Source organism: Olivibacter jilunii (assembly GCF_900607235.1).
In the GTDB taxonomy this organism is placed as follows: Bacteria; Bacteroidota; Bacteroidia; order Sphingobacteriales; family Sphingobacteriaceae; genus Olivibacter; species Olivibacter oleidegradans.
In genome coordinates, this window is the sequence record NZ_LR027848.1 from 148,628 (window position 1) to 172,588 (window position 23,961).

At 41.7% G+C, this 23,961-nt stretch carries 32 protein-coding genes and 1 tRNA gene; 4 read left to right on the forward strand and 29 right to left on the reverse strand.

Features of this window, described 5'->3' with window-relative positions; all coding sequences use genetic code 11:
- Nucleotides 1-2 precede the first annotated feature (2 nt).
- From rplO to E0E36_RS00695, 23 genes are all read right to left on the reverse strand, one after another.
- Nucleotides 3-449 (reverse strand): 50S ribosomal protein L15, encoded by a 447-nt coding sequence (rplO, locus tag E0E36_RS00585; RefSeq protein ID WP_013665020.1) that lies wholly within the window; start codon nucleotides 447-449, stop codon nucleotides 3-5.
- Nucleotides 450-584: 135 nt separating this feature from the next.
- A complete protein-coding gene (gene rpmD, locus E0E36_RS00590; RefSeq protein ID WP_041388049.1) occupies nucleotides 585-764 on the reverse strand; it encodes a 50S ribosomal protein L30 in 180 nt (59 codons plus the stop codon).
- A gap of 4 nt (nucleotides 765-768) precedes the next feature.
- A complete protein-coding gene (gene rpsE / locus E0E36_RS00595; RefSeq protein ID WP_013665018.1) occupies nucleotides 769-1,287 on the reverse strand; it encodes a 30S ribosomal protein S5 in 519 nt (172 codons plus the stop codon).
- 13 nt (nucleotides 1,288-1,300) lie between these two features.
- Nucleotides 1,301-1,654 (reverse strand): 50S ribosomal protein L18, encoded by a 354-nt coding sequence (gene rplR, locus E0E36_RS00600; RefSeq protein WP_130854403.1) that lies wholly within the window; start codon nucleotides 1,652-1,654, stop codon nucleotides 1,301-1,303.
- Nucleotides 1,655-1,659: 5 nt separating this feature from the next.
- Nucleotides 1,660-2,214 (reverse strand): 50S ribosomal protein L6, encoded by a 555-nt coding sequence (gene rplF, locus E0E36_RS00605; RefSeq protein WP_013665016.1) that lies wholly within the window; start codon nucleotides 2,212-2,214, stop codon nucleotides 1,660-1,662.
- Between the two features lie 18 nt (nucleotides 2,215-2,232).
- Nucleotides 2,233-2,631: a 30S ribosomal protein S8 gene (gene rpsH / locus E0E36_RS00610; protein ID WP_013665015.1), complete on the reverse strand. Its 399-nt coding sequence runs from the start codon at nucleotides 2,629-2,631 to the stop codon at nucleotides 2,233-2,235.
- Nucleotides 2,632-2,773: 142 nt separating this feature from the next.
- Complete coding sequence (gene rpsN / locus E0E36_RS00615; RefSeq protein ID WP_013665014.1) at nucleotides 2,774-3,043, reverse strand: 30S ribosomal protein S14; 270 nt, start codon at nucleotides 3,041-3,043, stop codon at nucleotides 2,774-2,776.
- Nucleotides 3,036-3,602, reverse strand: a complete 567-nt coding sequence (rplE, locus tag E0E36_RS00620) for a 50S ribosomal protein L5 (protein WP_013665013.1) — start codon at nucleotides 3,600-3,602, stop codon at nucleotides 3,036-3,038. Before rplE ends, rpsN begins: the two co-directional genes overlap by 8 nt.
- The gene (rplX, locus tag E0E36_RS00625) at nucleotides 3,602-3,928 is read right to left on the reverse strand and encodes a 50S ribosomal protein L24 (protein ID WP_130854404.1); all 327 of its coding nucleotides are present in this window, start codon (nucleotides 3,926-3,928) and stop codon (nucleotides 3,602-3,604) included. The genes rplE and rplX overlap by 1 nt, the downstream gene beginning before the upstream one ends.
- A gap of 1 nt (nucleotide 3,929) precedes the next feature.
- A complete protein-coding gene (gene rplN, locus E0E36_RS00630; protein ID WP_013665011.1) occupies nucleotides 3,930-4,298 on the reverse strand; it encodes a 50S ribosomal protein L14 in 369 nt (122 codons plus the stop codon).
- Nucleotide 4,299: 1 nt separating this feature from the next.
- The gene (rpsQ, locus tag E0E36_RS00635; RefSeq protein ID WP_013665010.1) at nucleotides 4,300-4,554 is read right to left on the reverse strand and encodes a 30S ribosomal protein S17; all 255 of its coding nucleotides are present in this window, start codon (nucleotides 4,552-4,554) and stop codon (nucleotides 4,300-4,302) included.
- A 12-nt stretch (nucleotides 4,555-4,566) separates the two neighbouring features.
- On the reverse strand, nucleotides 4,567-4,797 hold the full coding sequence (rpmC, locus tag E0E36_RS00640; RefSeq protein WP_013665009.1) for a 50S ribosomal protein L29: 231 nt from the start codon (nucleotides 4,795-4,797) through the stop codon (nucleotides 4,567-4,569).
- Between the two features lie 163 nt (nucleotides 4,798-4,960).
- Nucleotides 4,961-5,383, reverse strand: a complete 423-nt coding sequence (gene rplP / locus E0E36_RS00645; RefSeq protein ID WP_013665007.1) for a 50S ribosomal protein L16 — start codon at nucleotides 5,381-5,383, stop codon at nucleotides 4,961-4,963.
- Between the two features lie 54 nt (nucleotides 5,384-5,437).
- The gene (gene rpsC / locus E0E36_RS00650) at nucleotides 5,438-6,241 is read right to left on the reverse strand and encodes a 30S ribosomal protein S3 (protein WP_013665006.1); all 804 of its coding nucleotides are present in this window, start codon (nucleotides 6,239-6,241) and stop codon (nucleotides 5,438-5,440) included.
- A gap of 9 nt (nucleotides 6,242-6,250) precedes the next feature.
- On the reverse strand, nucleotides 6,251-6,685 hold the full coding sequence (gene rplV / locus E0E36_RS00655) for a 50S ribosomal protein L22 (RefSeq protein WP_013665005.1): 435 nt from the start codon (nucleotides 6,683-6,685) through the stop codon (nucleotides 6,251-6,253).
- A gap of 6 nt (nucleotides 6,686-6,691) precedes the next feature.
- Nucleotides 6,692-6,958, reverse strand: a complete 267-nt coding sequence (gene rpsS / locus E0E36_RS00660; protein ID WP_013665004.1) for a 30S ribosomal protein S19 — start codon at nucleotides 6,956-6,958, stop codon at nucleotides 6,692-6,694.
- Complete coding sequence (gene rplB, locus E0E36_RS00665) at nucleotides 6,958-7,782, reverse strand: 50S ribosomal protein L2 (RefSeq protein ID WP_013665003.1); 825 nt, start codon at nucleotides 7,780-7,782, stop codon at nucleotides 6,958-6,960. Before rplB ends, rpsS begins: the two co-directional genes overlap by 1 nt.
- Before the next feature lie 6 nt (nucleotides 7,783-7,788).
- Nucleotides 7,789-8,079 (reverse strand): 50S ribosomal protein L23, encoded by a 291-nt coding sequence (gene rplW, locus E0E36_RS00670; protein ID WP_013665002.1) that lies wholly within the window; start codon nucleotides 8,077-8,079, stop codon nucleotides 7,789-7,791.
- Nucleotide 8,080: 1 nt separating this feature from the next.
- Nucleotides 8,081-8,710 carry a 50S ribosomal protein L4 gene (gene rplD, locus E0E36_RS00675; RefSeq protein ID WP_013665001.1) on the reverse strand — a complete coding sequence of 210 codons (630 nt, stop codon included), beginning with the start codon at nucleotides 8,708-8,710 and terminating at the stop codon, nucleotides 8,081-8,083.
- A gap of 4 nt (nucleotides 8,711-8,714) precedes the next feature.
- Nucleotides 8,715-9,332, reverse strand: a complete 618-nt coding sequence (rplC, locus tag E0E36_RS00680) for a 50S ribosomal protein L3 (protein WP_013665000.1) — start codon at nucleotides 9,330-9,332, stop codon at nucleotides 8,715-8,717.
- 194 nt (nucleotides 9,333-9,526) lie between these two features.
- Nucleotides 9,527-10,189, reverse strand: coding sequence for a DedA family protein (locus E0E36_RS00685; protein WP_013664999.1), 663 nt, complete (start codon nucleotides 10,187-10,189; stop codon nucleotides 9,527-9,529).
- Between the two features lie 29 nt (nucleotides 10,190-10,218).
- Nucleotides 10,219-11,343: a DNA polymerase III subunit beta gene (gene dnaN, locus E0E36_RS00690; protein ID WP_013664998.1), complete on the reverse strand. Its 1,125-nt coding sequence runs from the start codon at nucleotides 11,341-11,343 to the stop codon at nucleotides 10,219-10,221.
- A 55-nt stretch (nucleotides 11,344-11,398) separates the two neighbouring features.
- Nucleotides 11,399-12,214 carry a helix-turn-helix domain-containing protein gene (locus E0E36_RS00695; protein ID WP_130854405.1) on the reverse strand — a complete coding sequence of 272 codons (816 nt, stop codon included), beginning with the start codon at nucleotides 12,212-12,214 and terminating at the stop codon, nucleotides 11,399-11,401.
- Nucleotides 12,215-12,384: 170 nt separating this feature from the next.
- On the opposite strand from E0E36_RS00695, the gene E0E36_RS00700 reads away from it, so the two are divergent.
- On the forward strand, nucleotides 12,385-13,881 hold the full coding sequence (locus E0E36_RS00700; protein ID WP_130854406.1) for a succinate CoA transferase: 1,497 nt from the start codon (nucleotides 12,385-12,387) through the stop codon (nucleotides 13,879-13,881).
- A 66-nt stretch (nucleotides 13,882-13,947) separates the two neighbouring features.
- On the opposite strand, the gene gldG is transcribed toward E0E36_RS00700, so the two are convergent.
- From gldG to E0E36_RS00720, 4 genes are all read right to left on the reverse strand, one after another.
- Nucleotides 13,948-16,353 carry a gliding motility-associated ABC transporter substrate-binding protein GldG gene (gene gldG / locus E0E36_RS00705; RefSeq protein ID WP_130854407.1) on the reverse strand — a complete coding sequence of 802 codons (2,406 nt, stop codon included), beginning with the start codon at nucleotides 16,351-16,353 and terminating at the stop codon, nucleotides 13,948-13,950.
- 132 nt (nucleotides 16,354-16,485) lie between these two features.
- A complete protein-coding gene (locus tag E0E36_RS00710) occupies nucleotides 16,486-17,073 on the reverse strand; it encodes a hypothetical protein (protein ID WP_013664994.1) in 588 nt (195 codons plus the stop codon).
- A 99-nt stretch (nucleotides 17,074-17,172) separates the two neighbouring features.
- Complete coding sequence (locus tag E0E36_RS00715) at nucleotides 17,173-17,880, reverse strand: ABC transporter ATP-binding protein (protein ID WP_013664993.1); 708 nt, start codon at nucleotides 17,878-17,880, stop codon at nucleotides 17,173-17,175.
- A gap of 20 nt (nucleotides 17,881-17,900) precedes the next feature.
- Nucleotides 17,901-18,827, reverse strand: a complete 927-nt coding sequence (locus E0E36_RS00720; protein WP_041387212.1) for a glycerophosphodiester phosphodiesterase family protein — start codon at nucleotides 18,825-18,827, stop codon at nucleotides 17,901-17,903.
- A gap of 338 nt (nucleotides 18,828-19,165) precedes the next feature.
- Here E0E36_RS00720 and E0E36_RS00725 point away from each other — a divergent pair, with 338 nt between their 5' ends.
- Entirely contained in the window at nucleotides 19,166-20,632 is a 1,467-nt protein-coding gene (locus tag E0E36_RS00725; protein ID WP_130854408.1) for a glycine--tRNA ligase, read from the forward strand.
- A gap of 69 nt (nucleotides 20,633-20,701) precedes the next feature.
- Here E0E36_RS00725 and E0E36_RS00730 read toward each other — a convergent pair whose 3' ends face one another.
- Nucleotides 20,702-21,997: an NAD(P)/FAD-dependent oxidoreductase gene (locus tag E0E36_RS00730; RefSeq protein WP_130854409.1), complete on the reverse strand. Its 1,296-nt coding sequence runs from the start codon at nucleotides 21,995-21,997 to the stop codon at nucleotides 20,702-20,704.
- Nucleotides 21,998-22,540: 543 nt separating this feature from the next.
- Here E0E36_RS00730 and E0E36_RS00735 point away from each other — a divergent pair.
- Nucleotides 22,541-22,614 (forward strand) — tRNA-Asn (locus E0E36_RS00735).
- Nucleotides 22,615-22,668: 54 nt separating this feature from the next.
- Nucleotides 22,669-23,583, forward strand: a complete 915-nt coding sequence (locus E0E36_RS00740) for a PfkB family carbohydrate kinase (RefSeq protein ID WP_013664989.1) — start codon at nucleotides 22,669-22,671, stop codon at nucleotides 23,581-23,583.
- Nucleotides 23,584-23,662: 79 nt separating this feature from the next.
- On the opposite strand, the gene E0E36_RS00745 is transcribed toward E0E36_RS00740, so the two are convergent.
- Complete coding sequence (locus E0E36_RS00745; RefSeq protein WP_130854410.1) at nucleotides 23,663-23,893, reverse strand: cytochrome b5 domain-containing protein; 231 nt, start codon at nucleotides 23,891-23,893, stop codon at nucleotides 23,663-23,665.
- Between the last annotated feature and the right edge of the window lie 68 nt (nucleotides 23,894-23,961).

A 23,961-nucleotide genomic window follows, 5' to 3' on the forward strand; every position in this document is an offset into this window, starting at 1 on the left:
AATTAAAGTTTTACGATCGAACCGCCTGCAGCTTCAATTTGCTTTTGCGCAGTAGCAGAGAATGCATGTGCTTTAACTTCTAATTTTGCTTTAAGTTCCCCGCGGCCGAGTATTTTAACAAGGTCTTTTTTCGATACCAAGCCGTGTTCTCTCAGCGACTCAAAATCAATACTCGTTAAATTATACTTCTCTGCCAAACCTTGCAATACATCTAGGTTGATACCTATATATTCTACACGGTTAGGATTCTTAAAACCAACTTTAGGAAGCCTACGTTGAAGCGGCATCTGCCCACCTTCAAACCCGATTTTTGTACTGGTTCCGGAACGTGACCCGGCACCTTTATGTCCACGTGTTGATGTTCCACCACGGCCTGAACCTGTACCACGACCAATACGTTTTCTACTCTTAACTGAACCTGCAGCAGGTTTTAAATTTGATAAGTTCATGATTAATACAAACTTCTATGTTTCCCTTCGCTTTCACTAATCAGGGAGAACGGTTAAAACGATAAAATTACCTAAAAATTGTCATCCTTTCCACCAAAAGGGAAAAGGACGACAATCTATAAAAATAATTTTAAATTATAAACTCTCAACGGCAACTAAATGGTTAACTTTTCTAACCATCCCAATAATCGCTGGGGTAGCCTCAACCTCTACAGACTTATTGATCTTGGTTAAACCAAGAGCCTGCATGGTTCTTTTCTGGCGCTCGCTTCTGTCGATTACGCTTTTAATCTGTGTGATTTTTATCTTCGCCATTTGCTTATCCATTAAATACTTTATTTAGATCAACACCGCGGTTTTGAGCTACTGTATAAGCATCACGCATTTTTGTCAACGCATCGATTGTCGCTTTCACCACGTTATGAGGGTTTGAAGAACCGGTTGATTTTGCCAATACGTCGGTGATACCGGCACTTTCCAAAACGGCACGCATCGCACCGCCTGCTAGTACTCCTGTACCGTGAACTGCCGGCTTAATCAAAACGGAACCACCGGAATATTTACCCAATTGCGCATGAGGAACTGTTCCTTTGATTACAGGAACTTTGACCAAGTTCTTTTTAGCGTCATCAACACCTTTGGCGATGGCTTCGGTAACCTCTTTCGCTTTACCTAAACCATAACCTACTACACCGTTCTCATCCCCTACTACTACAATAGCCGAGAAACTAAACGTACGACCACCTTTAGTCACTTTAGCAACACGTTGAATACTAACCAAACGGTCTTTTAGTTCGATTTCGCTTGATTTTACTCGTTTAATATTATTTACTGACATCTCTCTGTTTTAATTAAAAGTCTAAACCGCCTTCACGAGCACCTTCGGCCAACGACTTAACGCGGCCGTGGTATAAATACCCGTTACGGTCAAAAACTACTTGGTTAATTCCTGCTGCTTTAGCTTTCTCGGCAATTAATTTACCGACAGCTTTAGACTGCTCAGATTTCGTGCCACTTGCACTGAAATCTTTTGATGAAGAGGATGCGGAAACTAAGGTTTTACCAGTAACATCATCGATAACCTGTGCATAGATTCCTTTATTGCTTCTATATACAGAAAGACGAGGACGCTCTGCAGAACCGGATAAGTGTTTTCTGATCCCTTTTTTAATTCGCTCTCTGCGAGATGATTTACTTCCTGCCATGATGATTATTTTTTAGCTGATTTACCTGCTTTTCTTCTTAATACTTCACCAGCAAACTTGATACCCTTACCTTTGTATGGCTCAGGTGCACGTAACGAACGGATTTTCGCTGCTACTTGACCAATCAATTGCTTATCGATAGATTCTAACGTGATTGTCGGGTTTTTTCCCTTTTCTGCCGTAGTAGTTACCTTTACTTCTTTAGGTAATACCATAACGATATGGTGAGAATAACCTAAAATTAGGTCTAAGGTACTTCCTTGATGACTTGCGCGGTAACCTACACCCACTAGCTCCTGGGTAGTTTTGTATCCTTCGGTAACACCAATCACCATGTTATTGATCAAGGCTCTGTATAAACCGTGCAATGACTTGTGATTTTTGCTATCTGTAGGACGTTTGATTACAATATTACCGTTCTCTTGTGATACAGTGATCGCTGAATCAACTTGCTGTGTTAATTCACCTTTTGGCCCTTTGACAGTTACCAGGTTCTTTTCAGAAACAGTAACGGTAACACCGGCAGGGATCGCAATAGGTGCTTTTCCAATTCTTGACATCGTGTGTTTTCCTCCTGATTAATAAACGTAACATAAAACTTCACCACCAATGTTTAGGTTCTTTGCTTCCTTATCGGTCATGACTCCTTTTGAAGTCGATAAGATGGCAATCCCTAATCCATTTAATACACGTGGCATAGTTTCCACACCTGCATACTTTCTTAAACCTGGTTTACTCACACGTGTCAAAGTGCGAATAGCAGGAACTTTGGTTATCGGATGATATTTCAAGGCAATCTTAATCGACCCTTGAACGTTTTTCTCCTCAAACTTGTAGTTCGCGATGTAACCTTTGTCAAAAAGAACTTTAGTGATTTCCTTTTTTAGGTTTGATGCAGGAATTTCAACAACCCTGTGGTTGGCCTTAATGGCATTCCTTACTCGTGTAAGGTAATCTGCTATTGAATCTGTATTCATTTGTTAAAAATTTGATAGTGGTTTCCATTGCCCCCATGGCCCCAGACCTGCTATCGGTTAATAGTATTATAAGTAATAAGTTATAAGTTGTACGTAGTAAGTTTTAAGGCCTTGCTAACGTATAACTTATAACTTAAAAAAACTACCAAGAAGCTTTTTTCACTCCCGGGATCTTACCAGCTAGGGCCATTTCACGGAAAGTAACCCGTGAAATACCAAACTGACGCATATACCCCTTAGGACGTCCTGTCAATTTGCAACGGTTGTGCAAGCGGACAGGAGAAGCATTTTTTGGTAATTTATCTAATGCTGCATAATCACCTTCTGCTTTTAAAGCAGCACGCTTCTCAGCGTATTTGGCAACCAATCTGGCACGTTTAACTTCACGTGCTTTAATTCCTTCTTTAGCCATTAGTAGTATTTTGATTTTTGAATGGTAAACCGAACTGTTTAAGTAATTCCAGCGCTTCAACGTCTGTGTTTGCCGTTGTTACAAAAGTAATATCCATACCCATAATTTTATTGATCTTGTCAATATTGATTTCAGGGAAGATAATTTGCTCTGTTACACCCAGGGTATAGTTACCACGGCCGTCAAACCCTTTATCGTTAATACCTTTAAAGTCGCGGATACGTGGTAAAGCGACAGCGATTAGACGATCCAGGAATTCATACATTTTGCTATCGCGTAAAGTTACGTGCACACCAACCGGCATACCCTTACGCAATTTAAAGTTTGAAATATCCTTTTTCGATTTTGCTGCTACAGCCTGTTGTCCTGTGATGGTGGTCATTTCGTTGACAGCCGTTTCAATTAACTTCTTGTCGGTGGTAGCGCCACCTACTCCTTGGTTAACTGAAATCTTCACCAACTTAGGAACCTGCATAACGCTTTTATACTGAAACTTCTCTTTCAGTGCGCTGCGAATCTCTTCTTTATATTTTGCTTTTAATCTTGGTACGTAAGTCATTACTTAATCTCCTCCCCTGATTTTTTAGCCACACGAACTAACTTTCCTTCGCTATTTTTCTGACGGCCTACACGGGTAATTTTACCCGACTTAGGGTCGATCAATGCCAAGTTAGAAATGTGAATTGGTGCTTCCTTTTTAATAATACCACCGTTAGGGTTGGCTGCATTAGGTTTTGTATGTTTAGATACTAAATTAGCACCTTCAACAACTGCACGATTCTTATCGATAATTACTTCCAAAACCTTACCCTGTGTTCCTTTAGAATCACCGGCAATAACCTGTACCAAATCGCCTTTACGGATTTTTAATTTAATCTTTCTCATTTTATAAAACCTCCGGTGCTAATGATACAATTTTCATGAACTGTTTTTCACGAAGTTCTCTGGCAACAGGGCCGAAGATACGTGTACCACGTGGTTCATCCTGATTATTTAACAATACAGCCGCATTGTCATCAAAACGGATGTAGGAACCGTCTTTACGACGAACTTCCTTCTTCGTTCTAACAACCACTGCTTTAGAGACTGTTCCTTTCTTTACGTTTCCGGAAGGGATAGCACTTTTAACGGTTACAACGATCTTGTCGCCTAATGATGCATAACGCTTACCGGTACCGCCCAATACACGGATCACTAAAACTTCTTTAGCTCCGCTGTTGTCGGCCACTGTTAGTCTTGATTCCTGTTGTACCATGTTACTTAGCCCTTTCTAAAATTTCAACTAATCTCCAATTTTTAGTTTTACTCAGCGGACGAGTTTCCATAATCAACACCGTATCGCCGATACCGCAGGTGTTTTGTTCGTCATGAGCCTTGAATTTGGTAGTTTTCTTTACGAACTTACCATAGATAGGGTGTTTTACTTTACGTTCAACAGCCACTACAATGGATTTATCCATTTTGTTGCTTACTACCAAGCCGATCCTTGTTTTTCTTAAATTTCTTTCCATTTTCGACTTAAATTATTGCGCTTCAGCGGCTGTTTCCTGTGCTTGTTTAGCTTCTGCATTTTTAATCGCAGAAAGTGCTGTATTTAAACGAGCAATTAACTTTCTAGCTGTTTTAATCCGAAGCGGATTCTCTATAGCAGAAACAGCATGAGCAAATTTCAACTTATTGAGGGCAGCCTTTTCTTCTGCGATACGGGCTACTAGTTCCTCTTTTGACAATTCTAAAATTTCTGAATTTTTCATTTGAATAATTCGTTTTAAAGTAATGGATCCACCTTTTAACAGGAATTATCCACCTTCTTATTTGTTGTTGTGTCTATTTAACCAATTTGTTTATGGCTTTTTCAAGCCAGTTAGTACGGGCCTGGTAACGGCAGGCCCGCCAACAAACGGCGGGCTAGACGATTTATGCTTCTACGTAATCTCTACGTATAACGAACTTGGTTTGTACCGGAAGCTTCTGAGCAGCTAAGCGCAAAGCTTCTTTCGCCACTTCCAAAGGAACCCCTTCTGCCTCAAATAACATGCGGCCCGGGCGAACAACTGCTACCCAATACTCGGGTGCACCCTTACCCTTACCCATACGAACCTCAGCAGGTTTCTTTGTAACGGGTTTATCGGGGAAGATACGGATCCAAACTTGACCTTCACGTTTCATATAACGGGTTACCGCAATACGAGCCGCTTCAATCTGACGGCTGGTAATCCATGCCGGTTCTAATGATTTTATACCGAAAGATCCGAAAGCCAGCTCAGCACCACGTCCGGCATTACCCTTCATGCGGCCTTTCTGCATCTTTCTGAACTTCGTTCTTTTTGGCTGTAACATTGTCTTTAATATGATTAAACAAGCTGTCTAATGACAGCATTCATGATACCTAAATTAGTTTTTTCCCTTAGGAGCTCCACCACGGTTGCCACCACGTCCGCCACGGCGATCGTTTCTTCCACCACTTCTGCGGTCGTTGCCACCTCTGTTACGATCTCCACCGCTAAAGTTGCTGGCACCTTCACCTCTACCTTTAACATTTCCTTGACCTACATTCGGAGATAAATCACGCTTACCGTATACTTCTCCTTTACAGATCCATACTTTAACACCTATTTTTCCATAAGTAGTATGGGCTTCTGCCAATGCATAATCAATGTCGGCACGGAAGGTGTGCAAAGGAATTCTTCCTTCTTTGTATTGCTCGGTACGAGCCATTTCCGCACCACCTAAACGACCAGAGCACATGATTTTGATACCCTCTGCGCCCATACGCATGGTAGAAGCGATTGTGGTTTTCATGGCGCGACGGAAAGAGATACGAGCCTCTAACTGCTTCGCTACTCCATCAGCTACCAATTGAGCATCTAATTCCGGACGTTTAATCTCAAAGATGTTGATCTGAACATCTTTCTTTGTAAGCTTCTTAAGCTCTTCTTTTATCTTATCAACTTCCTGACCGCCTTTACCGATAACGATGCCCGGACGAGCGGTATGGATAGTCACGGTAAGACGTTTCAATGTACGCTCGATAACAACTTTTGCTACGCCACCTTTAGCGATACGAACAGAAAGATATTTTCTGATCTTCTCATCTTCAACTAATTTATCGGAGTAGTTGTTGCCACCGAACCAGTTAGAATCCCAACCTTTGATGATTCCTAATCTGTTACCTATTGGATGTGCTTTTTGTCCCATTTCTCCTAATTAGTTTTGTGGTTCAGTAGTTTTGCTGTCAACAACAATGGTTACGTGGTTAGAACGCTTGCGGATTCTATAGCCACGACCTTGCGGTGCAGGTCTTAATCTTTTTAATTGACGGCCGCCTCCAACAGATACTTCTTTTACATAAAGTTCACTATCTTCAACGCGCTTATCTTCGTTGTTCGCTTCCCAATTCTTGATCGCTGATAACAACAGCTTCTCAACCCTTAGGGCAGCTTCTTTATTTGTATATTTCAGAATATACAATGCTTTCTCAACTTTTTCACCTCTGATAAGATCCACTACCAAACGCATCTTACGTGGAGACGTAGGGCAGTTTAATAATTTGGCAGTAGAAGCACCACCCTTCTGTGCCTGCTCTTTTCTTTCTCTTATCAGTACAGATTTTTTCTTCTTTACGTTATTTGTTGCTTCCATTGCCTATTATTTTTTCTTTTCAGCGTGACCTCTAAATGTTCTAGTTGGAGCAAACTCCCCCAATTTATGGCCAACCATGTTCTCGGTTACATACACCGGAATAAATTTATTTCCGTTGTGAACTGCGAAGGTATGACCAACAAAATCAGGTGAAATCATAGATCTACGTGACCAAGTTTTAACAACTGATTTTTTATTGGTTTCATTCATAGAAAGAACTTTTCTTTCTAAGTTATGATCGATATAAGGACCTTTTTTAATTGAACGAGCCATTATTTTTTCCTTCTCTCAATGATGTAACGATTCGATGTTTTTTTCTTTGACCGAGTCTTGAAGCCTTTTGCTAACAAGCCCTTACGTGAGCGTGGATGACCTCCGGATGCTCTACCTTCACCACCACCCATAGGGTGATCTACCGGGTTCATAGCTACACCACGAACACGCGGACGGCGGCCCAACCAGCGTTTTCTACCTGCCTTACCTAACACTTGGTTAGCTTTTTCGGCATTCGAAACCGCCCCGATTGTAGCAACACAGGTTGATAAAATCATCCTGGTTTCGCCGGAAGGCAATTTAATGATCGCATATTTACCATCACGAGCAGAAAGCTGAGCATAAGTTCCGGCACTGCGCGCAATAGATCCACCCTGTCCCGGATTCAACTCGATATTGTGGATGATCGAACCTAGCGGAATATTTTTTAATGGTAATGTATTTCCTACTTCAGGGGCAACTTGTTCGCCGGCAACAATTGTCTGACCAACTTGTAAGCCCTCCGGAGCAATAATGTAACGTTTTTCGCCATCTACATAATGCAACAAAGCAATACGTGCTGTACGGTTTGGATCGTATTCTATAGTGGCTACTTTTGCGGGGATATCTTTTTTATCGCGTTTAAAATCTATCAATCGGTATGATTTCTTATGTCCCCCACCGAGATAACGCATAGTCATTTTACCGGTATTATTTCTACCTCCTGACTTTTTGATTTTAACGACTAATGATTTTTCAGGTACATTAGTTGTTACATCGCTATAGTCAGCTCCTACCCGAAAACGAGTACCTGGAGTAACCGGTTTGAATCTTTTAACTGCCATTTCTAATTATATAGTACTGTAAAAGTCAATAGTTTCACCATCTTTCAATGTAATGATGGCTTTCTTATATTTAGGAGCACGGCCCGAGATATTCCCTGCTTTTGTGTAACGGCTCTTGGTCTTTCCGCAAACAACCATGGTGTTTACAGACTCCACATTAACGCCGAACATTTGTTCAACTGCAGCTTTGATCTGTATCTTATTGGCTCTATGGTCCACCTTAAATGTATAGCGATTCAACTTTTCTGTTAAAAGTGCCGCTTTTTCTGTTAATACGGGTTTCTTAATAATCTCCATGTTACTTGGCAAATGCCTCCTCCAATGTTTTAACAGTCTCGGTAGTCAACAAAAGTTTACCTGCATTTAATACGTCGTAGGTATTAATATCAGCTGCAGTAATCACTTTTGTTTTTTTCAAGTTTCTGCTAGATAAATAAACATTCTTGTTCAAAGCCGGTAAAACCAATAGGGTTTTCTCGTTCGCTACGTTTAAGTCGTTCACAAGCTTCACATAGTTTTTAGTTTTGATAGAATCGAAATTCACTTCATCCAAAACTACAATGTTGTTCTCTTGTGCTTTGTAACTTAAAGCAGATTTACGAGCTAAAGCTTTTAACTTTTTGTTCAATTTGAAGCTGTAATCACGGGGTTGAGGACCAAAGATACGGCCACCACCGTTGAACAAGGGTGACTTAATACTACCGGCACGGGCTCCACCAGTACCTTTTTGTTTGTGTAATTTGCGGGTAGAACCGGCAATCTCGTTACGTTGCTTAGATTTGTGTGTACCTTGACGTTGATTAGCCAAGTACTGCTTAACATCTAAATAGATAGCGTGATCGTTGGGGGTTACACCGAATACCGCTTCAGGAAGTTGCACCTTGGCACCTGTTTCTTTACCTGAAATGTTTAAAACTTGTACTTCCATCTTCTTATTTATCTACGATTACGTAAGAACCCTTTGCACCCGGAACCGAACCGCTAACAACTAGCAAGTTTTTCTCTGGGTACACTTTCAACACTTGTAAGTTTTGAACCTTAACGCGGTCGCCACCTGTGCGGCCGGCCATACGCATACCCTTGAATACGCGAGAAGGCCAAGATGAAGCACCTAATGAACCCGGTGCACGCATACGGTTGTGCTGACCATGGGTTTGGCCACCTACACCACCGAAGCCGTGACGTTTCACAACGCCCTGGAAACCTTTACCTTTAGAAGTACCTACTACATCGATATAATCGCCTTCAGCGAATATATCAACTGTAACAACATCTCCAAGATTTTTCTCCTCAGGGAAAACCTCAAATTCTACCAACTTACGCTTAGGCGTTGTATTTGCTTTCGCAAAGTGCCCTTTCAATGATGCGGTCGTGTTCTTCTCTTTCTTTTCGTCGAAAGCCAGCTGGATTGCTGTATAACCGTCATTTTCTACCGTGCGTATCTGCGTTACCACGCACGGGCCAGCTTCGATTACCGTACAAGGAATATTTTTTCCTTCGGCATCGAAAATGCTGGTCATTCCTACTTTTTTACCAATGATTCCTGACATTTTATTTAATTTCTATTTTTGTCCATCGAAGCAGTAGGGCTTCGTTCAAGACATACTAATCCCACAAAGGGACGGCAAAGATAGAAAACTTCCTTTAACTATCAAATACTTAGCGAATTATTTTTTTAATTTTCTTGATGCGGGGAGCACCTTATTCGCTCTAGAAATTTTTTTTATTGAAATGATCTTAGCCATCAAAGGCCTTCACTTGCCTCTTTTTGCTTGCTTTTACCCCTTAACATCTCAATGAGAGGCGGTAATAGCGACAGCAGAATAATCGCAAATATCACATAGGTGAAGTTATTCTTTATAACGGGCAATCCACCAAAATAGTATCCTAAAAACAGAAAAGACGCTACCCAAAGGCAACCGCCCACTACGTTGTACGAGGCAAACTTGCCATAACTCATCGTGCCGATGCCTGCAACAAAGGGTGCAAAGGTTCTTACAATAGGAATAAAACGAGCATAAATAATGGTTTTACCGCCATGCTTAATATAGAAGCGTTGCGTTTTCTCCAAATACTCCTTTTTTAAAAGTTTATACTTTCCACTGAAGGCAACCGGACCTACATATTTACCTATATGGTAATTAACCAAGTCGCCCAATACAGCGGCAATGATCAGCAGTACGCACATTAGGAAAATATTCAAGTCCGTATCCGGCTTAGCAACAATCGCCCCCGCTGCAAAAAGCAAAGAATCGCCGGGCAGAAAGGGTGTTACCACCAAACCGGTTTCTGCAAAAATAATTAAGAAGAGTATTAGGTACGTCCACGTCTGGTACTCATTGACAATCTCTACGAGGTGCTTGTCGATATGCAGGATGAAATCAATGATTGAGCTAATTACTTCCACGTATTCTTCTTTTTTCCGAAATGACTAAATTATCCTTGACTGTTCAGCATAACCGGCATCACCAGCATGAGTATGTTTTCATTTTCTTCCTCTACCGCAGGCAATAACAGACCGGCACGGTTTGGTGTACTCATCTCAAGGACAACTTCTTCACACTCCAGATTGCTAAGCATTTCGATTAAAAACTTGGCGTTGAAGCCGATCTCCGTATCCTCTCCCTCATATTGACAGCTTAAGCGTTCATGTGCTTCGTTGGCAAAATCCAGGTCCTCTGAAGAAATATTGAGCTCGCTACCGGTTATTCTTAAACGTACCTGATGCGTCGTTTTATTAGCAAAAATGACAACCCGTCGAAGTGAGTTCAGCAACAACAAGCGATCAATCGTTAATTTATTGGGGTTTACCTGCGGAATGACTGCTTCGTAATCCGGATAACGTTCATCGATCAGGCGACAAATTAAATGGATATTACCGAATTTAAAGAAAGCACTGGTATTGTTATATTCAACAGCAACATCAACATCTTCTGAAGGTAAAGAGCTTTTTAGTAAAGTCAGTGCCTTCTTTGGAAGAATCATGGATGTTACCTGCTCTGATTTAACGTCTGCTCGACGGTAACGTACGAGCTTGTGGGCGTCAGTAGAAACAAAGGTTGTATTTTGGGGTGTTAGCTGGCAAAGCACACCGGTCATCGCCGGCCGTAGCTCATCGTTGCTTACAGCAAAAATCGTTTTACTGATTGCCTCCGATAAAACAGACGCCGGAATACGGACGGTAGACGGGTTTTCGACAACGGGGATTTTCGGAAAATCATCGGCATTTTCGCCACTCAATTTATACTTTCCATCACCGGCGCTGATTTCGATCGCAAAAGTCTGTGTATCGACTGAAAATGCAATCGGTTGGTCCGGCAGTGTTTTCAAGGTTTCGATTAAGATCTTAGCGGGAACGGCAACCTTACCTTCTTCTTTCGACTCTACCTGTAAAGAGGTTATCATGCTCGTTTGCAGGTCGGTAGCCGAAATTGTAAGTGAATTATCTTTTATCTCAAACAGAAAATTCTCTAATATTGGCAACACAGTGCTGCTACTTGATGCACCATTTACGGCTTGTAATTGTTTAAGTAAAGTTGAAGTTGAAACGATGAATCTCATATCTGTCAAATATAACGGCAATGATAATAAAAAGAATGGAGAAAGTTAAAAAAAGTTATGAGTTGTCCCGTCCGCTCATCATATTCATCTTGATGTACTCACTTGGGCGAACACCAATTATTTTTTGAAATGTATTGCTGAAGGTGGGTAAGCTACTATAGCCTACTTTAGATGCAACCTCATTAATGGATAATGACTTCTCCAACAGGAGTTGGAGGGCTTTCAACATGCGTAAAGCGGTTAAATACTGAATAAAGGACATGCCTAAGTCCTTTTGAAAGAGCCGCGAGAGCGAACGCGGGCTGAAACCAAACCCGGTGGCCAGATCGTTGAATAAAAAATCCTTACCCAAGTTCTCCTCTAAATACACCGTAACTTCTTTCAGGCGCTTATTTTTGGCTAAAGGCAACGATAAGGGCAGCGAAAAGTTACTGATCTGTGGCAGTAGTACCTTAAAAGCATCCACAATTGTATAGGCTGTTCTATCTTGTGGGTCGATATGTCCGGTCCATCGATGCGTGAACAGCATAAGTTCCAATAGCAAATCGTTTACCGGATGGATACTGGTATTAAAATAGAAAGCATCGTCAGTGGCGTAAATCGGAAAATAGAGATTTCGCATAATCACTTCAGGCGAGCTCGGATGAATGCTGTGTTCCACGCCGGGGGCAATCCACATATAGTGTCTGGCAGGAAGGAAATACGATTTTTCTTGGGTTTTCACAAATACAACGCCTCCTTCGGTATACAAAAATTGTCCCTTTTTGTGATGATGGCTGGGTATAAATTTCTCACCCATCTGGTTATGATAACAATATATACTGTCTTCTTTTTTATCTACGTCTGTGATGTAATATTTTTCGCCTGTCATACTGATTGATCACGAAGGTACAGAACAAATATAACAAACACATCTTTTTTGGCTACCCTCGATAAATCTATGTCTACCAAAAATAAACAGGACGATCGTAAAAATGGTATAATTGTAATATTTTAAAACGCTTGGGGCTAAATTATTATTTCCTAAATAAACAAATAACTATGCATACCGATAGAATAAGAAACACCTCTTTGTTGGATCGGGTAAAAGAGGTAAGCGAAGTATTGGATTTATTTCAAGATGGGATGGTGATAGCCTCCAGCGGCTTCACCAAAGCAGGCGACAGTAAGGTTATTCTTCCCGCTTTGGCAGCGAACAACACCTCACGTCCTATAAAAATCACACTGATTACCGGTGCGTCTTTGGGTCACGAAACAGATGCTAAACTCACAGAAGCGGGTGTCTTGGCTCGGCGCATGCCTTTTCAGGTAGATAAGGTATTACGGAAAGCCATCAACCGGGGCGACGTATTATTTGTGGATCAAAACTTAAGTGAAACCAGCGAAATGCTGTTAGATCATCATCTCCCGGAGATTGACATCGCAATTATTGAAGCAGCCTATATTACCGCTGAAGGCGGAATTGTGCCCACCACTTCTGTTGGTAACTCGCCCATTTTTGCCGATAAAGCAAAAAAGGTGATCATTGAGATTAATACAGCCGTACAGACAAATGTACATGGCTTACATGATATTTACCTTCCTGAGGCCTATCCCAATCGTAAAGCCATTGAGATTTTTCGACCGAACGATCGCATTGGATCCGCTGTTATCAACGTCGAGCCCGAGAAAATTGCAGCCATTGTATTGAGTCATCAACAAGATAGCCCTGCCGATATTGCAGTAATTGATGATAAAACTGCTGCTATTGCTCATCATTTAATCGACTTCTTTACCGAGGAAGTAAAAAACGGTCGTTTGTCAAAATCGCTGCGTCCTTTACAGGCAGGCATTGGTAAGGTAGCTAATGCCGTGCTTACAGGACTCGCGGAAAGCGACTTTGAAGGGCTCACCATGTTCTCGGAAGTACTGCAAGACAGTGCTTTTGATTTAATTGACGCAGGCAAACTTACCTTTGCTTCCGCAGCTTCCATTACCGTATCCGCAGCGTGCTACCAACGGGTTTTTGACAATCTTGAAAAATACAAAGACAAGGTGGTATTGCGCCCACAGAGCATTAGCAATGCCCCGGAAGTTATCCGGCGCTTGGGCATCATCGGCATCAATACGGCTATTGAATTCGACATCTATGGCAATGTAAATTCTTCGCATATTGCGGGAACACAGATGATGAATGGCATCGGAGGTTCGGGCGATTTTGCCCGCAATGCGCATATTAGCATATTTGTCACGCAAGCGGCCTCTAAAGAAAATAAAATCTCCCATGTGTTGCCGATGGTAACGCATGTCGACCACAATGAACATAATGTAGATGTTGTGGTAACCGATGTAGGTTATGCCGACCTACGAGGCTTAGCGCCACGAGAGCGAGCACTTAAGATTATTGGAAACTGCGTGCACCCGGATTATAAAGAAGAGTTGCAATCTTACTTTGATCGCGCCGTCGCCGAAATTGGTGGTCAAACACCCCATCTCTTGGATGAAGCTTTCTTATGGCATAAACGATTCAGGGAAAACGGCTCCATGAAAGCTCGTTAATTACAGAACTGTCTTCCCGACACACGGAAGCAGCTCTGATTTAGGAAAGCGGAAACACCGCTCCATTTAATGGGCGTATTTCCGCTTCCGTATCCAGTGCTGTAATAGGCCAAAAAGAAATAGCAGCAATAGCGGTCCTCCTACATTGAGTATTTGCCAAAAAAGTTTATCATTCTTGATGAGCAACTTATCCAACAAACGAAGTTTCACTTCTTTTTCACGTAAGGCAATAATTCCGCTTTCATCATTTAAATAATCAACCATATTCAGCAGCAAGGTCTTATTGCCATACTGCTGTTGTGTAGCGCGGTCCCAACCTAAGCTATAGGGCATACGTTCTTGTTGATTGATCTCATTTTTAAGTATGTTACCGTCCGACAACACAATCATCTTACCGGACAATTGCGGGCTTTGCTGCCGACAGCTGAATGTATCAACAAGCGGTTCGGGAACGGGTCTGTTTTTAAACACTGAAGGAAACGCTCCTTCCAGTACCACGCCCACAGGATAGCCGGTACTCCTAAAATCTTCCGGCTTCGGATTTTGTGAAACCATATCAAGCGAAATTAGTGTCGGTACATTAAGCGCCTTACTAAAGGGAGACGAACGCAGGATAATCTCTTTCTTGATATTGACGGCCGGCAATGTGTCAACCGTTCCCGAAAATTCACTACGTATGCCATCAATATTCTTTATAATCGGATGGGTAGCCTTCGGCACCAAAATAGGATAAAACAACCAGGGAACAAGCTGAAATTGATCGGCCCCTCCTACTTCACCAACCCGAAGCGGAATCTGTGCGCAATTGAGATCAGCTATCAAATTATAGTTCAGCCGCACACCGTATTTAAAGAGCATGTCATCTAAATTGAGCGACCGGGCTACTGCCACTTGATTGCCTGAGTTCCGCATACTGTCCAATTCGACCTGCGTCTGATTAACGGCCCACAAGACCTTGCCACCATGTTGCACAAAATAGTCAATTTTAAATTTATGAAGCTCGGGAAAAGCCTTTTGTGGCTTGGCTACCACCATCACCTTGATCTGTTTTAACGTTTCGAAAGAAATCGAATCTAAATTTAACCGGCCCACCTGATAGGTGATTCCCAAACTATGCATTGCATCATAAACCTGTAGATCGTTCAGCTCACCATGCCCTTCAGTGAAAGCGACTATCGGCTTTCCACCGGAAGTTATTTTCTTAATACCGTTGATGAACGTGTACTCCAGATTCTGAACAGAATTATTCAATACATCTTCGGGATTAATAAATCGATTATTCTGCAAAAGCTGCACCGGTAGTTCCTCATCACCATACATCAATACCGCTACGGGGAAAATCGTTTTCTGTGACAACCCCTCGCTTGTTTTGACACTGAGATTGGTAGGCTCTATACCACGTGCAGCCAAAGCCTCTACATACGATTGTTCTTGTCCGCCGCTTTCGCTCAACGGGTTGATAAAAGTATATTTGATTTGCCCTCCTGCATAGGCTTTTAGATCGGCCAACATGTCTTTAGTAGCTCCTTTTAGCCGTTGGAATCCGGCAGGTAATTCGCCCTCTAAAAAGACAACTACGCGAAGGTCGTCCGTTAATGACCGCAACACATCTTTGGAAACCTCTGATAGCGTATACCTTTTTTCGCTGGTAAAATCTAGCCTGAAAAAATTATAATTGGCAAGAAAATTGACACCCAACAAGGCAACAAGTAGTAAAATGATTCCCTTCAGCTGCCCCCAAACTGTTTTTCTGCCTCTTTCGATAAAAAGATAGGTCAGTAAGAGAAATAGGGCGCTGAAACTTATAAAAAAGCAAAAATCGCGGAGATCGAGTACCCCACGACTAACCGAATCGTAATGAGCGAGTATGCCTAAATAAGTAAAGGCTTCCGAGAGGGCACTATCAACAAACAAAGTGGACAAATAATCAAACCCGATAAAGAGGGTGAAACACAAAAAGGCGCTTAGCAAAAAGGCGACTACCGCGTTGGTGCAAACGGCTGAGATAAAGATTCCAATCGCGCAAAATGCAGCTCCCAGCAAGAAGAGTCCGATATAGGAACCAATAACGGCCCCGGTATCGATATTGCCAACCGGAGCACCTAAATAATAAATGCTTATATAATAAACACCGGTTGGTAAAATGGCCATAGTGACAATAAGTAAACAGCTTGCATATTTAGCGAGGATGAGCTGCCAATAACTTATGGGCTTTGTCATCAACCATTCGTAGGTACCCTCTTCCCGCTCTCCTGCAATAGCCCGCATGGTAATGGCGGGGATCAGAAACATAAAGATATAGGGAGCTATAGAAAAAAAACCGGTTAGGGTGGCATATCCATATTCCGGAACGCTCGTTTCGGGAAAGACCCAAAGAAAGAGACCTGATACCACTAAAAAAAGCGCAATGGTTAAATAGCCAACGAGTGAATGAAAAAAAATAGAAACGTCTTTTATCAGAATGCTGAACACGGATTCACGATTTATTTGTAGGTCTCGAAGTTACAAAAAAGCGCTAAAAACGGGAATGTGGTCGAAATTAAAAACAAAAAAGAGGAAGCCCGTGGTTCGGAGCCTCCTCTTCTTGTTCATGTTAAGTGCTTTTTATCGGTTACCTTGTCCAGGAAGATAAATTTGGAAACCCAAATTAAACCCTAAACCATTTTGTGCCTGAGCGCTCGCATTGTTGGCCTTTGAATAATTATACCCTACAACTGCTTCCAATGCAACACTTCTCGTAATAAAGTGCGCATAACCTAAACCAACTCCGGCAGCAAAGGTTACATCACTTCCGTTATTAGCCCCTGCAATACCTACTTCTCCCTGACCAAAGAAACGTCCGGTAGCAGACGAACCTTCCGGGAAAAAGTAGCGAACAAAGGGAGCTACTCCATAAGTCCAAATATCATCAGCATCTTTTACTGACTGGAATCCACCATTGAGTGATAAACCAATAGCTATACCGTCAGAAACAAAATAACCGGCTCGCGGGTTAATATTGACATTGAAAGATTCGCCTTCAAAACTATAGCCCATGGATCCTAAGCTTCCGCCAACCATCCAGTTACCTTTCTGTATAGGAACCATACCTACACTTTCAGACATCTGTGGCTTGTTTACGTCCACGTTTTGGGCTTTTAGCCCTAGGAAACTTCCTAATACTAATGCAGAGAATAAAAATACACGCTTCATAGTTTTCAATTGTTAATTATCTAATTTGTTAATTGTTACTAGGTAATTAACATAAAACATGCCATAATGTTTTTTTGAAAACCGTTCGCTTTAAAAATATTATTTGGTCAAATCGTAAAACACTTGCTCTAAGTTCTTGTTTTCGAACATCTCAGGCCTTTTTTCAATTGAAAAGTTTCCTACTAGCTTTCCTTTATTAATAAAAATTACCTCTTGGCAAATGGCCTCTACTTCCTGCATTATGTGTGTGGATAAGACTACAACCTTTTCCTGCCCCAATAAACGGATCAAATTTCTGATTTCATGCAATTGGTTTGGATCCAACCCCGCCGTCGGCTCATCCAAAATTAACACGGGTGGATTATGCAATAAGGTTTGCGCAATCCCCAAACGCTGCTTATATCCCTTCGACAACTGTTTGATTTTTTTCTGCTGCTCGTCTCCTAAACCTACCATATCAATAACTTCTTCTATACGTTTAGATAAGTTAGGTAAGCGATATAGCTTCCCGGTATATTGCAAGCTCTCGCGAACATACATACTTCCATATAAAGGGTTATTTTCCGGCAGATAGCCTAGTAAACGTTTTGCTTCATATTCTTTTTCCTGCACATCGATCCCGTGAATGCTTACACTTCCTGTAGAAGGCCTGATAAATCCGGTAATCATTTTCATTGTAGTCGATTTCCCGGCCCCATTGGGACCTAAAAATCCAACGACCTTTGCTTCCTCGATACCGAAGGAGATATCATTGACGGCTACTTGATTTCCAAATGTTTTGGTGAGGTTCTTGACCGCTAGCAACATAGCAACTAAATTTTCAGTTATCAATAAGCCCGAATCTGATGATCTTTACGGTATTTTGCCAGTTGCACGCCTGCTTCATTATGCCGATCGGTGGATAAAATATCGGCACCTCGTTCTATAAGTTGATAGTAAAGGCCATCACCCCGACTTTCCGCCCGTTTATCCAAGTTGCCCATAGTTCCTAATATACACATAATCCCGTGCTCATGCAACCGCTTATATAAGGATGGCTCGGGCTCACTGACGCCTACAAAGGCGAGCAATCTGTTATCGGGAATACCGTAATCGTTCAATCGCAACAAATCATCCATCTTTCGGATACTGGCCGATATCATCAAATCAGGAGCCAGTTGATGTACCTGAGCCGCTTGGGTGGCATTGTAGGTGATGATAACGGAGTAAGAGGCCGCCTGATGACGCTTGACAGCGTCCACTACCAAATCCATCGGCACGCCTCTTTTTATATCCAACGTAAAGATTACTTTTCCCTTTCCCCACTTCAACACATCATCCAGTGTAGGAATTTTAAAGGATGTAACCTTACCTTCATTGTCTTTTAATTTTAGTGCCTTAAGTTCGGCCAAGGTATGATTGCTAAGCAACCCCTTGCCCGTCGTTGTACGATCTAGTTTATCATCGTGCATCATCACCAAAACGGAGTCTTTCGTTAACGCAATATCACATTCGATGATTAGCGGTTGTTTATTAGCACTATGTTGAAATGTTTCAATGGCATTTTCAGGATATCCCGGCTCGGGCCCACCGCGGTGTGCACTAACAAGGGGTACACGTCGATCACTATAGGTCATAAACCTATACAAGTCCTCAACTGAAGAAAGTGCTATTTTAGAAGCCTCACTGTAACCGTTGCCTGTCGCCTCCGTTAATGAGCAAGCGCTTATACCGATGCTCAGTAACCATAATAAACTTAAATATAACCGCTTCATGAAATTTTGTGATGCTGCTCGATTTGATCCTACAAAGCTATTGACAAACACCTTGTAAAACAACACTTCGCTTTCTTTTCTTATAATATGAACGCCATATTCTTATAAAACAAAAAAGTGTTTCCTATCTGAAGGGCTTAAAGGAATTAAAGCGATTTCCCGGATAGGAATTTAATTTATAGCGAAAAATAAAAGAATTTTGTATAGGTTTGTCTCTGCTATGGAAAACGACAAGAGAACGATAGCTCAACCTGTTAAAATCCGTTTAAATTTATTTCAAAAGAAATAAGAGCTGTCGCTTTAACAGCTCGTTTCGACGCTTATATAAAAAGGTAAGAATGAAGACTAACGACGAACTTTTTAAAAATGTTATATCACATGCAAAGGAATATGGTTTTGTATTCCCTTCCAGTGAAATCTACGATGGTTTAAGTGCCGTGTACGATTACGGCCAATTAGGGGCTGAGTTGAAAAACAATATTAAAACCTATTGGTGGAAGGCTATGGTGCAGTTAAATGAGAATATTGTAGGGATAGATTCGGCTATTTTTATGCATCCTAAAATATGGAAAGCTTCCGGCCATGTTGATGGTTTTAACGATCCGATGATTGATAACAAAGATTCAAAAAAACGTTACCGGGCAGATCAGCTAATTGAAGATAAAATAGCACGGTATGAAAAGGATGGTAAAACCGATAAAGCGGCGAAACTCCAAGCCGATCTAGATGCTGCCTTAAACAGCGATGATTTAGGTCGACTAAAATCCATCATTGAAGAACATGAAATTGCCTGCCCCGTTTCGGGAACGAAAAATTGGACCGAGGTCCGTCAGTTTAATTTAATGTTCAGTACGCAAATGGGTGCTATGGCCGATGGGTCTGAGGAGGTGTATCTTCGCCCGGAAACCGCGCAAGGTATTTTCGTCAATTTTCTGAATGTACAGAAAACCGGTAGGATGAAGATTCCTTTTGGTATCGCTCAAATCGGAAAAGCCTTCCGAAATGAAGTAATTGCTCGCCAGTTTATCATGCGTATGCGTGAATTTGAGCAAATGGAAATGCAATTTTTCGTTCGCCCGGGCACCGAGCTTGAGTGGTATAACCAATGGAAGGAAACACGTTTAAAGTGGCATTTAGCTTTAAAGCCGAATCCTTCGAAATACCGTTATCATGACCATGTAAAATTAGCACATTATGCCAATGCCGCAGTTGATATTGAATATGAATTCCCGTTCGGTTTCAAAGAAGTGGAAGGCATTCATTCCCGGACCGACTTTGATTTAAGTCAACATCAAACTTTTTCGGGAAAGAAACTGCAATATTTTGATCCGGAGATTAACCAGAATTATGTTCCTTATGTTATTGAAACTTCCATTGGTTTGGATCGTATGTTCTTAACCATCCTTTGTAACGCTTATGAAGAGGAAGATTTGAGCACAGATGAAAAGCAGGATTCCCGCTCTGTATTACATCTTCATCCCGCGCTTGCCCCTATTAAAGCGGCGGTATTTCCCTTGACAAAAAAAGATGGCTTGCCTGAAAAAGCGAGGGAGGTAATGGATTTACTCAAAATCGACTATAATATTATTTACGAGGAGAAAGATGCGATCGGCAAACGCTATCGTCGGCAAGATGCGATTGGTACACCAATCTGTATTACGGTAGATCATCAAAGTCTGCAAGATGATACTGTTACTATTCGGCATCGCGACAGCATGGAACAAGAGCGTGTAGCCATCAAAGACCTTGAAAAGTTATTGGACGGTATTGTTGGATGGAAACCTTTGCTACAAAGTTTGCTATAATATAATAGGCGTTCATAAAAAAGCGTCCGTTTCAGTGCTGAAACGGACGCTTTTTTTATAAGAAGGAAATTATTTTTTAACTTCTTCTACCATGGCGTCTTCGGTACTTTTGTGCTGATCAATAGGCCGAATAATTAGACGTAAACTTGGATTATTTGTTAAGAACGACCAGAACCAGCCGGTTACCAGCTTTATTTTATTGCGGAATCCGGCAATTGGTATAATGTGAATAAACAACCAAGTTAACCAGGCGAACCAACCGGTGAATGTAAATTTAGGTAAATCTACCACCGCTTTATTCTTGGTGATAATCGCCATGCTACCTTTATCATTGTATTTAAATGCCTTCAAGGGTCGCTTTTCAACCATATTAACGAGGTTTTCTGCCAGCAGTTTTCCCTGTTGAATAGCAACTTGCGCCAATTGCGGGTGCCCATTAGGAAACGCGCTATCCGTTGTTTGCAAACAGATATCTCCGATAGCGAACACGTTATCCAAGCCTTTTACCCGGTTATATTCGTCCACCAAAATTCTTCTACCACGACCAATCGCCTCTTTCGGTAAACCGGGTGCTTCTTTTGCAATGACACCTGATGACCAGATCAGTGTGTCGGTAGCGATGCTTGTTCCGTCAGCGAACAACACCTTTCCATCTACGTAGTCTTTTACACCGGTGTTCAACTTTACTTCCACACCCATATCGCGCAGCACATCTAAAGCTTCTTGTTGTGACTTCTTACTCATCGGTCCTAATAACGTTGGCGCCATATCAACTAATACAATCCGCATTTTGCCATTCGGAGAAAATTCAGGGTACTCTTTCGCCAAAATTTTCTTATTCATATAAGCTAACATACCCGCCAATTCAACCCCGGTTGGACCGCCTCCTGAAATAACGATTGTTGAAAACTTCTCACGTTCTTCATCATCATGTTCTTGGGCAGCACGCTCGCCATTGCGCAAAATGTGATTACGAAGATTGATCGCGTCGTCAATTGTTTTCATTGGTACGGCATGCTTCTCTACGTTGGCCATACCGAAATAGTTAGTTTCGGTTCCCATCGCCAACACCAAGTAGTCATAAGACACTTTGCCTGACGTAGTGGTCACCACCTGGTTTTGGGTGTCAATATATTCCAATCCTCCATAATGAAATCGAAAGTTGCGCGCACTACTGAACATTTTTCGAAACGGATAAGTAATAATCGATGTTTCAATAAAAGCAGTCGCTACCTGATAAATTAGGGGAGGAAAGAAATGATAGTTATTTTTATCTATCAATGTAATGTTCAGGCTGCCGTCCTTTGACAATTGCTTGGCCAAATTCATCCCAGCAAAACCACCGCCAACGATTACAATATTCATAATATTAATTTTAAATGCCGATTCTTAAACGATGCGCAAAAGTGACAATTTTTAAGATGCTACGCAAAATTATCTACCTTTTTTATCGTCAAAAATACACGGACAAATATAGCATTAAATTTCAACAATAGTGTACAACAAACACTAAGAAAATAAAACGATATTCCGCGCAAATACTTGATGGACAAAATCCATTGTTTTAAGCTAACAATTGGCCTTTTGTATTGTTTCGAGTGACACATATTCCACTATCGTGGCAGTCCGTGATCTCGACCGCAACGAAGTGTAATGGAAAGATTGATACGGATTGGTTCACATATCGATGTCTTGGCCCCCTGCCCTTCATCCAGCGCACTCTTCTCGACATAATGATTTGGAAAAGTGCTATTTTTTTCCTTCTGAAAATGAGCCTTCTAATTGATCAATTCGCTATAAGAAGCACAAAAAACAAAAAAATCGTTTGACAATTTAAAACATTACCCTATATTTGCATCGCAGTTCACAAAAGGACAATATTTGTGGACCGCAATAGCCAGAAAGCACTCCTGAATAGCTCAGCTGGTTAGAGCATCTGACTGTTAATCAGAGGGTCGCTGGTTCGAGCCCAGCTTCAGGAGCAAACCCCGTAAGTTTACGGGGTTTTTTTGTTTACATAGGTTACAAACAATAGTATGAGCTTGATCATCCTCGGATCCGTGGCTTTCGATGCCCTGGAAACTCCTTTTGGTAAAACTGATAAAATTGTCGGCGGTGCCGCCAGTTATGCAGCTCTTGCTGCTTCCTATCTTTACGATGATGTTAAGATAATCAGTGTAGTTGGTGAAGATTTTGGCCAGGGCAACCTCGAAAAATTCACTGATAAACATATTGATATTTCAGGGATCCAGATCAAAGCGGGAGAAAAGTCATTCTTCTGGTCGGGAAAGTACCATAACGACATGAATACACGTGATACCCTTGTTACGGAGCTGAATGTTTTAGGCGACTTTGACCCCATCATACCGAGCAGTTACCAAATGGCCGAATACATCCTATTAGGCAATTTAAGTCCACAGGTTCAACTCACAGCGCTTGAACGGTTGACAAGGCGGCCCAAGCTCGTGGTTATGGACACCATGAACTTCTGGATGAACATTGCGCTTGACGACCTGAAAAAAGTACTTCGTCAAGTGGATGTGTTAACGATAAACGACGAAGAGGCCCGTCAGCTATCCGGTCAATATTCATTAGTCAAAGCTGCTGAACTCATTTTGAATATGGGACCAAAATATTTGATTATTAAAAAAGGTGAACATGGCGCTCTTTTATTTGGCGAAAACAGCATATTCGCTGCTCCTGCCCTCCCGTTAGCAGAAGTTTTTGATCCAACCGGTGCCGGCGACACCTTCGCAGGTGGATTTATTGGTTATTTAGCCAATAAGGGTTTTATTAATTTTGAAAGCATGAAAGCTGCCGTGATTTACGGTTCTGCATTAGCTTCCTTTTGCGTAGAAAAGTTCGGAACCGAACGGATCGAATCGCTCAGTGCACAGGAGATTCACGAACGGGTTCAAACATTCAGCACCCTTACTTCTTTTATTATTTAATATAAGGATAGAAACTACCTACTGAGTAGCTAGCTCAAGGTTTCAGTATAGGCGATAATTTTCGGATTCTCAACGGTTATCAATCCTCGAGCATTCCAACTACCTCAAAACGCTCAAAGACCAGGGCCGTGTGTGGGGCAGCTGTCAACTCTTCCGTCAAATCCTGACCCGCCCAATGTTCATAATGGGTTCCGTTTCGCCACAGACGACTGTCTGTCACATCGTAAATCTTGCCTTTGAAAGCTATCCAAATTTCATCCCGATCCTGTCCATTTCGTTTGGCAAGCTGCGCTTTGCTATATGTTTGCATAAAGGTATTTTCGAATTCAAAAATACGCATAATATTACTTTGGTATCATCCCGTGATAACCCCATTTA